Origin of the sequence: Acinetobacter sp. YH12046, assembly GCF_013419905.1 — a bacterium.
In the GTDB taxonomy this organism is placed as follows: Bacteria; Pseudomonadota; Gammaproteobacteria; order Pseudomonadales; family Moraxellaceae; genus Acinetobacter.
The window spans coordinates 19,592-33,017 of the sequence record NZ_VOZF01000023.1 but is presented as its reverse complement, the minus strand read 5'-3'; the positions used below and the strand labels follow the sequence as shown (position 1 = coordinate 33,017).

At 40.0% G+C, this 13,426-nt stretch carries 17 protein-coding genes and 1 pseudogene; 11 read left to right on the top strand and 7 right to left on the bottom strand.

Features of this window, described 5'->3' with window-relative positions; translation table 11 throughout:
- Nucleotides 1-6: 6 nt before the first annotated feature.
- Nucleotides 7-621, bottom strand: coding sequence for a DUF6088 family protein (locus FTU03_RS12170; protein WP_179993108.1), 615 nt, complete (start codon nucleotides 619-621; stop codon nucleotides 7-9).
- Nucleotides 622-937: 316 nt separating this feature from the next.
- On the opposite strand from FTU03_RS12170, the gene FTU03_RS12165 reads away from it, so the two are divergent.
- Entirely contained in the window at nucleotides 938-1,273 is a 336-nt protein-coding gene (locus FTU03_RS12165; RefSeq protein ID WP_005103071.1) for a helix-turn-helix domain-containing protein, read from the top strand.
- Nucleotides 1,274-1,316: 43 nt separating this feature from the next.
- Here FTU03_RS12165 and FTU03_RS12160 read toward each other — a convergent pair whose 3' ends face one another.
- Complete coding sequence (locus FTU03_RS12160) at nucleotides 1,317-1,523, bottom strand: helix-turn-helix domain-containing protein (protein ID WP_005103069.1); 207 nt, start codon at nucleotides 1,521-1,523, stop codon at nucleotides 1,317-1,319.
- A 94-nt stretch (nucleotides 1,524-1,617) separates the two neighbouring features.
- On the opposite strand from FTU03_RS12160, the gene FTU03_RS12155 reads away from it, so the two are divergent.
- The 9 genes and pseudogenes from FTU03_RS12155 (at nucleotide 1,618) to msrA (ending at nucleotide 7,976) form a co-directional block, all read left to right on the top strand.
- Nucleotides 1,618-2,127, top strand: coding sequence for a hypothetical protein (locus FTU03_RS12155; RefSeq protein ID WP_005103068.1), 510 nt, complete (start codon nucleotides 1,618-1,620; stop codon nucleotides 2,125-2,127).
- A gap of 110 nt (nucleotides 2,128-2,237) precedes the next feature.
- A complete protein-coding gene (locus tag FTU03_RS16250; RefSeq protein ID WP_257219750.1) occupies nucleotides 2,238-2,372 on the top strand; it encodes a hypothetical protein in 135 nt (44 codons plus the stop codon).
- A 59-nt stretch (nucleotides 2,373-2,431) separates the two neighbouring features.
- Nucleotides 2,432-4,000 carry a hypothetical protein gene (locus tag FTU03_RS12150; protein ID WP_179993109.1) on the top strand — a complete coding sequence of 523 codons (1,569 nt, stop codon included), beginning with the start codon at nucleotides 2,432-2,434 and terminating at the stop codon, nucleotides 3,998-4,000.
- 30 nt (nucleotides 4,001-4,030) lie between these two features.
- Complete coding sequence (locus FTU03_RS12145; RefSeq protein ID WP_179993110.1) at nucleotides 4,031-4,642, top strand: HAD family hydrolase; 612 nt, start codon at nucleotides 4,031-4,033, stop codon at nucleotides 4,640-4,642.
- Between the two features lie 177 nt (nucleotides 4,643-4,819).
- Nucleotides 4,820-5,104 (top strand): annotated as a pseudogene (gene thyA / locus FTU03_RS12140) (thymidylate synthase); the annotation flags it as partial.
- Nucleotides 5,105-5,202: 98 nt separating this feature from the next.
- The gene (gene dfrA40, locus FTU03_RS12135; protein WP_179993111.1) at nucleotides 5,203-5,715 is read left to right on the top strand and encodes a trimethoprim-resistant dihydrofolate reductase DfrA40; all 513 of its coding nucleotides are present in this window, start codon (nucleotides 5,203-5,205) and stop codon (nucleotides 5,713-5,715) included.
- Nucleotides 5,716-5,741: 26 nt separating this feature from the next.
- A complete protein-coding gene (locus tag FTU03_RS12130; protein WP_166136267.1) occupies nucleotides 5,742-6,788 on the top strand; it encodes a DUF4105 domain-containing protein in 1,047 nt (348 codons plus the stop codon).
- Nucleotides 6,789-6,891: 103 nt separating this feature from the next.
- Nucleotides 6,892-7,353, top strand: coding sequence for an META domain-containing protein (locus FTU03_RS12125; protein WP_179993112.1), 462 nt, complete (start codon nucleotides 6,892-6,894; stop codon nucleotides 7,351-7,353).
- 98 nt (nucleotides 7,354-7,451) lie between these two features.
- On the top strand, nucleotides 7,452-7,976 hold the full coding sequence (msrA, locus tag FTU03_RS12120; protein ID WP_004781907.1) for a peptide-methionine (S)-S-oxide reductase MsrA: 525 nt from the start codon (nucleotides 7,452-7,454) through the stop codon (nucleotides 7,974-7,976).
- Between the two features lie 88 nt (nucleotides 7,977-8,064).
- Here msrA and FTU03_RS12115 read toward each other — a convergent pair whose 3' ends face one another.
- The 5 genes from FTU03_RS12115 to FTU03_RS12095 all read right to left on the bottom strand — a co-directional run bounded on the left by FTU03_RS12115 (nucleotide 8,065) and on the right by FTU03_RS12095 (nucleotide 11,735).
- On the bottom strand, nucleotides 8,065-8,469 hold the full coding sequence (locus FTU03_RS12115) for a biopolymer transporter ExbD (RefSeq protein ID WP_159123616.1): 405 nt from the start codon (nucleotides 8,467-8,469) through the stop codon (nucleotides 8,065-8,067).
- Nucleotides 8,469-9,092 (bottom strand): MotA/TolQ/ExbB proton channel family protein, encoded by a 624-nt coding sequence (locus FTU03_RS12110; protein WP_179993113.1) that lies wholly within the window; start codon nucleotides 9,090-9,092, stop codon nucleotides 8,469-8,471. Before FTU03_RS12110 ends, FTU03_RS12115 begins: the two co-directional genes overlap by 1 nt.
- Before the next feature lie 25 nt (nucleotides 9,093-9,117).
- Nucleotides 9,118-9,894, bottom strand: coding sequence for a TonB-dependent receptor (locus tag FTU03_RS12105; protein WP_179993114.1), 777 nt, complete (start codon nucleotides 9,892-9,894; stop codon nucleotides 9,118-9,120).
- Nucleotides 9,895-10,087: 193 nt separating this feature from the next.
- Nucleotides 10,088-10,954, bottom strand: coding sequence for a formyltetrahydrofolate deformylase (gene purU, locus FTU03_RS12100; protein WP_005232297.1), 867 nt, complete (start codon nucleotides 10,952-10,954; stop codon nucleotides 10,088-10,090).
- A gap of 49 nt (nucleotides 10,955-11,003) precedes the next feature.
- A complete protein-coding gene (locus FTU03_RS12095) occupies nucleotides 11,004-11,735 on the bottom strand; it encodes a TetR/AcrR family transcriptional regulator (protein ID WP_034169873.1) in 732 nt (243 codons plus the stop codon).
- A 115-nt stretch (nucleotides 11,736-11,850) separates the two neighbouring features.
- Between FTU03_RS12095 and FTU03_RS12090 the strand changes: the two genes are divergently transcribed.
- Nucleotides 11,851-13,299: a coniferyl aldehyde dehydrogenase gene (locus FTU03_RS12090; RefSeq protein ID WP_179993115.1), complete on the top strand. Its 1,449-nt coding sequence runs from the start codon at nucleotides 11,851-11,853 to the stop codon at nucleotides 13,297-13,299.
- Nucleotides 13,300-13,426: the final 127 nt, after the last annotated feature.

Sequence of the window (13,426 nt, the reverse complement as noted above, 5' to 3'; positions counted from 1 at the left end):
CTGGGCTTAAAAGTAAAACTTTGTCTTCTGCTCATCCAGTAACTTATGCAACCATGCAGGCAAAGAGGACTGATAAAGTAATATCCATTCTTCAGATGTAAGCGTTTTTTCAAGCTTTTTAACTGTATTTAAATCAACAATCTCTTTTCCCAAAAAGAGTAATGCTGATATAGCCATTCCTACACGGCTGCCCAATGGATATTGGAAAAATTTACTATTTTTAGTATGCAGCAATCTTACGTGAGTGCCGCCAATCTCAAATTCACGAGAGTTACCTGAAGTGTAAAACACATCCATCACTGGAACTTGAGTACTTAATTTAAGCCGATTTGCGGCTATACCTCCATGAACCTGGATGAGTTCACCATTTTTTTCAGCAATCACTTTGACCACCTCATAAACATCAGGGCTCAGGTATCGCCCCTTCAACATACGGTTTGGTTCAGGTTTATAATAAATACCGTGCTGAATGCTATTAATCACGCCTTGCTCAGTTAAACGATAAAGCTCCTGATAAACCACTTCAGTCTTTCCATACTGTTCAAACTCGTCCACAGAAAAGACATACCCAAGGCGAAATCCTTTTACCCGTTCCTGAACTGCTTTTGCAATATCTGACATAGAAGCCCCAAACAGACTATATAAAAGGTGGTTGAAACCATCAGGTAACTACACAACGTATGCCTTCAACTACCATGTTCGATTTTATGTATTTCTTCTACATTATTGGATTAAATAAAATTTAAGTAAATTAAGATTTTTACTAAAATAATTTGGATGTGGGGTGTGCTATTAAGTGCAATATCTTGTACTTAATCCTATAAAAATCTTTGTTAAGTACAGATTTTGGCACTTAACGTCACCTTCCATGATATTTGGCGATTCGGTGTAGAAAGAATATCTTTAAGTTAATTTATTAATAGTTCAAATTTTAAAAATGAAATTTTATAAAAGTGATAATCCCTCCTACATTGCCGAAGTAATTGGGCTACGGTTAAAGCGAGCACGATTAAACCGAGACATGACACAAGTAGAAGTCGCAGACAGGGCGTGGGTTTCAAAAAGGACAGTGCTAAAAGCAGAGAAAGGAAATGTTCGACTGGCTGATCTGATAGCTATTCTTCAGGCTTTGGAAATCTTAGATGAGATTGATTCATTTCTGCCCGAGCCTCCTTTATCTCCTATAGAGCTCTTAAAACTAAGAGGAAAAATAAGGAAAAGAGCTTCAGGCAATAATAAAAATAAAATAGATACACCTAATTTAGGTTGGTAGTTTTTAAAATTAGATTGGATTTCTAGTTTATATTTGAATAAAACTAGGGAATCAAATCTTTGGCCGGAATTTGCATAGCTGATGCTATTTCATATAGTTTTTCTACTGTGATATTGACCTCACCACGTTCAATACGTCCCATATAACTACGATCAATTCCACATTGCAATGCGAGTGATTCTTGAGTGATATTTTTCTCTTTTCTTTTGTTGCGGATTGAACAACCAATTACTTTTGATAATTCTGACATTTGGAACAAACTGCTCAAAAAAAAGAAATATCACTAATTGAGGACTAAACATCCACGGACTATAATCCTCTTTTACTTTCTAAAGGTGTCCAAAATGATGAGGTTTAATATTCCATTGGCTGACCAATTTCTTGAAATAATAAAAAATTATGAAATTGAGGATTGGGAAGCCAAATGTTTTTGGGAGATTATTAGACAATCAGATCAGTTGGATTCATCCAATGTTAAAAGCTTACGAGAAGATATGTATGCAGCTATAAAATTATTATCGAAAAATGACTACTTGGTTGCTCAAAGATCACTATTTAAGAAAAAATCTTACTTATATAGTGAAACTCAAAAAATAAAAGAATTGAGAAAACAGTTGATCAATAATGAAGAAAAAAATCCATTAAATATTCAAAAAAATCAACTAAACAAAGAGTTAAAATTTCTAATAAAACAGGCTGAATTCATTGATGAATTAAGTTTATCTTACCCAGAATTATGCAGTTCAATTAAAAAATATAAAGAAGAGATTGTTTCTCAAATTGATTTTTGCAAAGTGAAAATTAAAACAATAGAAAATATACTCAAGATAGGCTGTGTTGCACAAAGATCTTGATAATTATTTAGTAAAAAATATAACGAAAAAAACATGTCGCCACTTTTTTTTAATTTTTTTTAGATATCTGCCTATTATCAAGTCTCACTATTACTTAATTGGTAAATATTATGTCTAAAAAATCTACTAGCAATCACAATGCAGATATTAGTAATGCAAATAAAGGAACATCAGGTACTAATCGTACATATGATCAGAATCAAGGTAACCGTGGTACACAACTAAATCCACAAGTTAAAAAGTAAAAAGTCAGCTAGGTACTTAAAAGTACCTAGCTAAAACCTTTAAAGAAGTTGAATAAATTATGAAACCTGTTGCTTTTCCTTCACAAGGCGATTTATTAAAGTTTTTTTATAATGCTACTGGTCTCATCCCGACAAAAGGTGAAGAGATTTTAGATATTTCTATTAAACCTAAAAGCTTGCATAAAAATCTAAAGCGTTTAGCAGAAGAAAAAGAATGTAACTTCTTAGAAAATTTTAATCATTACAGTGAGGAAATATTCTCTTCACTTACATCTCTTGTTGTGGAAGAAAAATTTAAAAAAATTATTGTAAATCCAATAGTTGAATTATTTAAAGGCTATTTAAGAATAATATTACAAGAGCATACGTTTTTAAATAAAAAACAAAATATAGAAAATCTTATTGAAAGATTCATTGTTGATATTGCACGTCTATGTTTCCCTTCAGAAATTTACTACAAATATCTATTAAATGACTCGTATCCTGAAGCACCCGACTTATTAGGTTGGTTAGACAATTCAGAAAAAAATCCTTTAGTCCATGCTATGACTTGGATTTATGATTCCGAAAAAATTACATATCAAACATTTCATCAACTTGATGATGTAGATCAAACTGATAAAGACCTAAATAATGTCAAAAATTGGTTAACTGGAAAAGTTCAACTGCCGAGTACCTCTCAAATTCTCAGCACCTTCCATAGAGCTTTTAAAAAACAAAGGATTAATACTAAATTAGCAGATACATATACCCTATTTCTTTTAATCGCTAGATTCCTGACCTATTGCAGTAATATATTGTCATCAACATATGGTGATTCTTTTAAAACACGATATATAGGTTTATTCATACAAGCTTATTCTGCAGTAAAAAGAGATTTTCTCATTTTATTTGAGGAACCTATTAAAGAACTAAATTCAATGAGCTTAGAAGAAAAAGAGTTTTTTTTGACTGAGCTTCTTATTGCTTATGATCAGAGATGTCATAAAAATCTTTTAGAAATGCAGGAAAAGTTTACTGTTAGACAATTATTAGAACTTTGGATACCTAAAGATAAACCTTATCATTCAGCAACTGTACGCATACATCGGTACTTAGGGTTAACAGGAAAAGCTGAAAAAATAATGAAACCCCTTGAAGAAAATATTGAGAATATGATTCATGGTTATCAGCTTATAAAGGGTTCGGAATCAAATTATGAAGTGTGGTTAGAACAATACAATAGAGTTAATAATGACTCTCTCAGCCCATGGCTTAAAAATTGGGTTGATGCAGTCTTTCTATTTGAACATAAAGAATATTCTCAATCTCTTGAAAATATGCGAAGCGCCTTCGACACAATACGTTATACAGCAGCAAATAAGATGATAGAGTTCTTAGAATCTTATATGATTATCAGTCTTTTAGTAGATAATAAAAGAGGATGGAAAGACTTTAAAAGGGCCTTTAAATGGGGAGTCTTTATGAATAATTTTGGAGATCTTAAACCTTTTTATTTGGTTTCTGAAGAAACAGAAATTAGAAGTATTTTTGAAGAAAAACTGATAGTAATTTCTAAGTTTGAAAATATAAGAGATTTAAAAACTTTAGCTAAATTAGTTTTTCATTTTCCATACTCTTCTACTTAAAATATAAATTTAGTATCCATAGTAAGAATGATGAATCACCTTCCTAAAGTCATTATTTTTGATGCCTTCGGTACACTTGTAAAAATCGGTACAAGCCGATCTCCATATCGCAAGTTAATGAAGTGGCTAAAAGATAATGGTAGAAAACCAAGCACCAAAGATGCAAGTGTTATTATGTCTAATCCTGTTGATATTGCACAATTAGCTATGCTCTTTGGAGAAAATATTCCAACTCAACTTTTGCACGAAATCAACGATGATCTTCTATTTGAGTTAAGTACAATTGAACTTTATAAAGATACGATATCCACATTACAAATATTAAAAGAGCATGGATTTAAAATTGCACTATGTTCTAATTTAGCCATGCCTTACGGAGAGCAACTTAAAAAGCTGCTTCCACATGTATTTGATGCACTTTTTTTAAGTTATGAGATTGGGGCTATAAAACCTGAAGATTATATCTATGAAGTTATTAAGACCCATTTCAACTGTGAAATGTCAGAAATGCTATTTATTGGAGATCATCCAGTTTTAGATGTTGAAAAACCCATTTCTTTAGGAATGGATGCACGTTTAATTCAACGTCATAACAAGCAACTACTGACGAATGTAATAGACGATTTAATTTTAAAGCAGTAAATCTTTGGCACTAATTTTCAACACAGAAGCAATTTTTATACTTTTTCGAAGCCATCTCTAGGCTCAATTATTTTGTTTAAGATAGACTGAATATGCAAAATAAAAAATGCACAGTGACATAATGATACCCATTCCCTTATGTCTAAACGCAGTGTGCATAAAAATGGGGGCATAAAATTTCTTGGCGTTCCATTTAATATTGCTAGCTATGCTCTATTGACTCATATGATTGCACAGGTGTGTGATCTGGATGTCGGTGATTTTGTCTGGACGGGTGGTGATACGCATTTATATGCCAATCATTTTGAACAGGCCAAACTTCAACTCAGTCGTGAGCCTTTAGGCCTGTGCCAGTTAAAACTGAATCCTGAAGTTAAAGACCTGTTTGATTTCAAATTTGAAGATATTGAAATTGTGGGTTATGAATCACATCCAGGAATCAAGGCACCAGTTGCAGTTTAATTCTGGTTAAGCCCCGGAAAATATTCAAATCCCACTTTGCTTAAAGTGGGATTTTGCATTTTAATAGCAATAATTTTTATCTGTTTTTGAGTATGGGTATGGCATTTCAGGATTTAGAAGTCGTTCATGTCGTGGCAATGGATCAGCAGCGCTGTATTGGTAAGGACAATGATCTGCCTTGGCATATCTCAGCAGATCTCAAGCACTTTAAGGAAATTACCCAGGGTGGCGTGATTGTCATGGGTCGTAAAACGCTTGAGTCGATGGGCCGTGCGTTGCCTAAACGTGTGAACTGGGTGATTACCCGCGATCCTGACTGGTCTTTTGAAGGCGTCAAAGTCGCGCATACGATTGAAGATGCCTTGACTCAAGCCGTGGCCGATGTGCAGACTTCAGAAAAACCGAATGCTATTTTTATTATTGGCGGTGGTGAAATCTTTAAACAGACTCTGGAGATCGCTGATCGTCTGGAACTGACCCATGTTGAACTGGATGTGCAAGGTCACGCCTACTATCCGGAAATTCCGGCCCAGTTCAAAAAAGTTGCATCAGAACAACATATCGATGACAAAACCGGTATTGCATTTGAGTTCGCAACATACAGAAAATAAAGCCTATTTTCTATAAAAGATTGAACATGCAAGGACAAGATCATTCAGAAAAGCATTGGAGCCTGTGGTTATTAGGGAGTCTGTTTAGTGTATTTGTCCTGTGTTCAAGTCTTTGGCTGAGCCTGATGCTCTGGGTGCAACAACCCTTGGGTAAAATTGGCAGCATCATTCTGATCGGTCTCTGGCTTCTATTTGCCTGTGTGGTCTTGGGCATTTATTTCACCAAGCATCTGATTTCCCGCCAGGTGGATACAGTGCTTTATCTGCTAGCCTTTCTGGTCAGCTTACTGGCTTATTTAAGCATAGAACCTCGTCAGGATCGTGACTGGAATCCTGAAGTTTCCCGACTGCTCTCCTATGAGCAGCAAGGCAATCAAGTCACCTTGCACAATATCCGTAATTTTGACTGGCAAGCAGAGGGTCAATATACCGAACGCTGGGAAAGCCGGAGTTTTGATCTAAACGACATTACCGGGGTAAACATTATTACCTCTTACTGGATGGGACCTAAAATTGCCCATACGCTGGTCAGTTTTGATTTTGCCAATCAGAAACCGCTCGCCTTCTCGATCGAAATTCGCAAAGAAAAGGATGAGAAATTTTCTGCTATTGGTGGCTTCTTCCGAAAATATGAACTGAGTTTGGTCGCCTCAGATGAGAAAGATATTGTATATACGCGTAGCAATATTCGTGGTGAGCAGGTTTACTTTTTTCCGGTCAAAATGCCGCAAGCAGAAGCTCAGGCCCTATTTAAAGAATATCTGCGTAAGGCTGATGAACTGGCCAAAGAACCTAAATGGTATAACACCTTGAGCAGTAACTGCACGACGCTGGTCTTTGATATGGCTCAGGCAGTATCTCAACAACAGCTTCCTTCAGATTACCGTCTGCTGGCTTCTGGATATTTACCCGATTATCTATATGATTTAAAAGCGCTAGATCAGCGCTGGGATATACAAACCTGGTATCAGCGTGCACACGTTAATCCACGGGTTAAAGATATCGGTCAGATCTCCAGTCAGGAGTATTCACAACGCCTGCGTCAGGGCCTACCTGAGCCGAGTTCCAGATAATTTTCTAAGCTATCCAACTTAAAGAAAGATACAAAATCAACTGGCATATATTGCATTTTTTTGTTTATATACAAATAGCTAACTCAGAATTAGAGTCTCTCTCATGCTAAAAAAATTAACAGCAATCATGATTTTAGGTTCAGTCTTTGCTATGTCAGGTTGTGAAACCGTACCGAGTACCTCATCAGTCAAAACTGAAAATAATTTACAGCTCCTGCAAAATCGCACCTGGATTGTGAACCAGATTGGTAATACCGAAATTACTACAGCACCGACAGCACGCAATATTCCAAGTCTGCAATTCGATGCAGCGACTCAACGCGTGTCTGGCGCAGATGGCTGTAACCGTATAATGGGCAGCTACACTGCCGGCAAAGACACCCTTAACTTAAGCCAGATGGCGAGTACCGAAATGGCTTGTCTGGATAATGCAGGTCTGGATCAGAAATTTAAGGAGACACTGAGCAAAGTGACTCATTATCAGGTCTATGGTAAAACCCTGAAATTAATGGACCGTCATGGCAATTTACTCATTCAGTTAGAAAGTGCAGTACAGCCTCGCTAAGTTTTGACTACAAAAAACCTGTGTCGTGCAGGCTTTATATCTTTCATACTCATATGAACATTCAATAATCAGCACTCTACAATGATGAGGACTTAACCATGCAACAAGCACTATTTGGTGGTGGATGCTTTTGGTGTACCGAAGCAGTATTTTTACAGCTTCAGGGCGTACAGAAGGTCGTCAGCGGCTATGCGGGTGGACAAAATCCTAATCCGACCTATGAGCAAGTCTGCGGCGGTGATACCAATCATGCCGAAGTGATCCTGATCGATTTCGATGAAAATCAGATTACGTATAGTCAGTTGCTCGAAGTCTTTTTCGCAACCCATGATCCAACGACATTAAACCGTCAGGGCAATGATGTCGGCACGCAGTATCGTTCTGTGATTTATTATTTTAATGATGAGCAGAAAGAAACTGCACAGCTCACAATAGACTCATTGAAAGCTGAAGGATTGAATATTGTGACTGAACTTAGCCCTGCACCGACTTTCTACCCTGCCGAAGAATATCATCAGAATTTCTTTGCCAAGAATCCGAATCAGGGCTACTGTAATTTCGCGATTCCGCCCAAGCTGAACAAATTACAACATAAGTTTATGACGCTGCTTAAAACCCATTAAACTGGTTCTGCTGAATTGAATGCCCTCTTAAATTAAGGCAATAAAAAAGCGACTGATCTCAGTCGCTTTTTTCATTGAGAGTAAAAAATTAGTTATCAGTTGCAAAGGCAATATCGCTGAGTCCGGCTCCACTCGCGCGTGACATCACTTGAGCAACGGTGTCATAACGTGATTCTTTATCTGCTTTCAATACGATGGTCGGTTGACGCTGTGCCTGGCTCGCCTCATTGAAACGGGTTTCAAGTTGTTCCAAGGTCAGCACATCGCCGTTCCATGCTACATCACCTTTCGCATTGATGCTGATGGTGACATTTTCCGGTGGCAGGTCAATAATTTCTGCAGTGGTTTGCGGCAAGGTTAATGGAATTGATGGGTTCGCAACGGTCGCTGTCACCAGAAAGATGATCATCAATACCAACATAATGTCGATCAGGGGAATGAGATTCATCTCATTCATGCCTGTATCGTTGTCTTCACCCAATTGAAAAGCCATTAAGCTTGACCTCCAACTAAACTGTCTTGTGCTACTTTTGCATCAGCCTTCTTTGCAGAAGAGTCCTGTTGCAACATGGTATCAATCAATAAGCTATGCGCATGGTCTTGCAGTTCATTGCTTAAAGTACGGTTGACACGTACACAGATGTTATATGCAAGTACTGCAGGAATCGCCACAGCCAGACCCAGACCGGTCATGATCAGCGCTTCACCCACTGGAGTGGCTACTTGTGCCAGACCTGCCTGACCGCTCTTACCCACGGCAACCAGTGCGTGGAAGATCCCCCATACTGTACCGAACAGACCGACAAAGGGTGAAATTGAAGCGATGGTACCCAAGACAGATACACCTTTTTCCGCATTACCTTTTTCTAATGCGATCTGACGCAATAAAGCCTGCTCAGCTACAGCTTTACGTTGTTCAAATGCCAAAGGAGTCATTTTATTTTTCAATTGCCCTAATGCGTTAGATAATTGAGCATAGGCAATCTGTTTAAGTTGGCGAGTGCCCATTAAACGCAGCACAAAAATGGTCCATGTCGCAATCGACATTGCCAATAACACGAAATACAGTGTTTTACTGACTGCATCAGCGTGTTGCCAATAAACTGAAAAGTTCATATTCGAACTCCTAATGGGTTAGCCGTTATTTGGTAATCTGAAAATCGAAAGGCTGTTCCACTCGGGTTGGATAAGCCACACCATTTTCAACATATTTGGTCAGTTGTGCACGACGTACCGCTGATTCAACTTTGCGCGTAACGGCCGGACTACAACTCGAATTTCGTGCGGTCGCAGAGACCACTTTCCCCTGCTCATTTGCAGATACATCCACTACCAATGAACAGGCTGATTTTAACTCTCCTGCCGAGAGCGACACTTTTGGTGCACGCTGCCAGGATACGCCGCCGCCAATTGCAACACTTTTCGGTGCTGGCGGTGCAGGTGGAGTCGGCGGTGCGACAGGTGCGGGTGGCGCAACCGGTGCAGGCGCAGGTGCCACTTTTTTAGTTTCAGTCACGACCGCAGGAACCACTGGACTTGGTGCCGGTTTGGCTTCAACTGGCGGTGCAGTAACAGGTTTAGGCGTTTCTGCTTTTTTCACCTGCTCAATTTTTTCTACTTTTTTGGGTGGCGGTGGCAGCGGTTTTTCTACAATTTTAACTTCTTTCGGCTTTGGTGGCTCTTGTTTAGGCTCTGGCGGCTTTGGCTTGGGTGGTAAAGGTTTTGGGGCTTCCTGAAGTTTGACAAAACGAACCTTTAAAGGTTCTTTATCGACCTGTTTCAGTTCAGGTGCTTCCATCTGGCTGACTGCCCATAAGAGACCCACGTGTCCAACCAGAACCGCCGCCAGAATAGAAACGACTTTCTTTTTCATCTGATTTGACGGTGGTGGTGTCATGGGAGCAGCAACTTGACTCATTAAATCTATTTACCTCGAAGAGATGATGCGAAACAAACTATCAAGCTCATCGGTTAGCACAATTAAAGTACGCCAATAATAAATGAGAAGTGTTTTCATTTTCAACTACTAATCCCACTTTTCTCCATTATTTTTGTTTCAAACAAAAAAGGCATACTTAAAGTATGCCTTTTTTAAACCGAGATGCAAGCGCTTATTGGAACACGACAGTTTTATTGCCGTCGACAATCACACGGTCTTCCAGATGCCATCTCACTGCACGTGCCAGCACATTACGTTCAACATCCTGACCCAATTCACGCAGCTGTTCAACAGTAAAGTCATGGTTCACACGCTCTACATCCTGCTCGATGATTGGACCCTGATCCAGATCAGCTGTCACATAGTGTGCAGTTGCACCGATCAGTTTTACACCTTTGTCATAAGCCTGTTTGTAAGGATTAGCACCCACGAACGCTGGCAGGAATGAATGGTGAATATTGATCACTTTCATTTCCCATTTACTTACGAACTCTTCATCGAGAATCTGCATATAACGGGCTAAGACCAGCAGATCGTTACCCTGCATCAGTTCATCAATCTGTGCATAGGCCTCACGTTTGTTCTCTTTGGTCACAGGAACCACTTCAAACGGAATACCAAAGTTTTCTACTGATTCACGTAGAGTTTCGTGGTTAGATACCACTTTAGTGATTTCACATGGCAGACCGCCGCGTGCATGACGCCATAACAGCTCTAGCAACGCATGGTCGACTTTAGAAACCAGAATACCGACCTTTTTCACATCACTGACCAGTGCCAGACGCCAGTGCATGCCATAGCGCTCTGCAACATTGGCAGCAAAAGTCTGCAACAGGCTTTCTTTACGGCTTTGCAGATTGTCCAGTTCAAACTCAACACGCATGAAGTAACGTCCGCCCTGCGCTGCTGTCGCGTATTGATCAAGCGCCGTAATGTTGGCACCCTGATGATACAAGAAGCTTGAAACAGCCTGCACGATGCCCGGCTTGTCTTCACAAGTAATCAATAAACGTGCGGTATTAGCAGTCGTCATATTCATGTTGGTTAAGGTCACTAATTAGTTAAATTAAAAAAATAAGCCGAGTATTCTAACGCGTTTCTTGGATATTCTGAATAGTTTGTTCAGATTCGGGCGGTTTAGGCGACGACAGACTGGCAAACAGCTCTGAAGAACCGAATGAGTTAAGTAAGCTTTCATACGTCTGACGGCTTTCACCACGCAGGTAAGCACCTTCCAGGAACACCATCTGACGCAGTGCCTGCCAGACCCATTTTTCTTCCAGAGTGTTGGAATCGGTAATATGACCCGACATATACAGGAAGTTGGTCCAGTTGGTCAGTACGATCCAGAGGTTAATGATCAGCGCTTCAATTTCTGAATCGGTCATTTCCATCAGGCCGGCATTTACGAAGGCTTTATAAATTTTTTGTCCCTGCTGCATGACCTGTCCGGCAAAGCGTGGATAAAGCTTGCGGAAATCTTCGTTATTTTCGACCAGATGATAAACATCACGGTGCAGAAAACGATAAGCCCAAAGCTGACTGCTCAGTACCTGAAAATAATGAATCTTGTCATTGGCATCTAGAGCACGGTCTTCTGGAAGTGCCAGCATTTCCAGCGTCTGATGCTGATACTGCTCCATCAGTTCCTTGATAATTTCATTTTTATTACGGAAATGGTAATACAGATTACCCGGACTCATGCCGAGTTCAGCAGCAATATGATTGGTGGTTACAGATCGTTCGCCACGTTCATTAAACAACTGCAAGCTGAGCTGTAAGATACGCTCTTTGGTTTTTAACGTTTTGGTTTGGGACATCCTAAAATAACCATTCAGTTCATGCATTAGTAAGGCTAACACATAAAGTAACTTGACTAATTAGAGTATTTGCTCTAAAAATTAATTAATCGATTTTGAATAATGGTAGTGCGGCATGAACAGTCACACAAAAACAACTTCAATGACACCACATTTTCTTGATAGCCAGCACCTCAATGAAATTCTGGCTCAACAAAAACACGCCTACTTACGCTACCCACTGCCGACTGCAAAGGAACGTATCGATCGTTTAGCTCGGCTTAAGCGTATCTTAGTTAAGTATCAAGATCAATTTGCCGATGCAATTAATCAGGACTATGGTAATCGCTCTGTCGGGGAAACCAAAATTGGCGAGTTAATGACTTGTCTTGAACATATTAAATATTACAGTAAAAACCTGACCGGCTGGATGAAACCGTCCAAGCGTCATGTCGGTATTATTCACCAGCCGGCAAAAGCCTGGGTACAGTATCAACCTCTAGGTGTGATCGGCATCATCGCACCGTGGAACTACCCTTTATTATTATCCATCGGTCCTCTGATCTGTGCGTTGGCTGCGGGCAACCATGCCATGATCAAGATTTCCAGTTCATCGGCTGCTTTTGGCAAGGTACTGGAAAAAGCCTTAGCTGAAGCTTTCCCTAAAGAACTGGTTGCCGTGGTGAATGGTGGCGGTACGGTATCTGATGCCTTCTGCCGACTGGCTTTTGACAAGATGATCTTTACTGGTTCAACTGCTGTCGGTAAAACCGTGATGGCAGCAGCTGCGGAAAATCTGGTACCGGTAATTCTGGAACTGGGTGGCAAGTCCCCTGTACTGGTGCATCCATCGATTGACCTGCGTGATGTGGCTCAGCGTATTGCCGTGGGCAAGCTCTGGAATGCCGGACAGACCTGCGTAGCGCCGGATTATATGTTCCTGCCACGTGGCAAAACTGCCGAGTTTATCGATCATTTTAAAGCCTGTGTCGAAAGCATGTATCCGGACATCAGCCATAATCAGGATTACACCTCGATTATCAATGACAAGCAGTACAATCGTTTGCAAGGTTATCTGGATGATGCCCGTGAGCAAGGCGCGCAGATTATTGAAATTAATCCGCGTAATGAATCGCCAGCAGACCTGCGTAAAATTGCACCGACCATCGTGACCAATGTCATGCCAAGCATGCAGATTATGCAGCATGAAATCTTTGGACCGCTCCTGCCGATCATGGAATATGATCAAATTGACGACGTTATCGACTTTATTAATAGCCGTCCGCGTCCACTTGCATTATACTATTTCGACTTTGATCAGGCGCGTGCTGATTATGTCGCACAGCGTACCCATTCAGGGCATTTCGGGCAAAATACTGTATTAACCCATGTCGCACAGGATGACCTGCCATTTGGTGGTGTCGGTGCTTCCGGTATGGGTAAATATCATGGGCCAGAAGGCTTCTTCAGTTTGTCGCATGAACGGTCAGTAATGTCGAATCCTAAGCTGTATAGCTTGAAATACATTCTGCCTCCGTTTAATAAGCCGATCCATAAGCTGATTTCGAAGACACTTCTTCGATAAATGATCAAGGCATGAGCTATCACACGGGCTCATGCTTCGTTTTAGACAAAATCGCTTGTCTTTTAAGCGCATTTTTGATATAAAACGCCCCTTGAATGAATTCAATCCGTTTATTTTTGACTGGCCA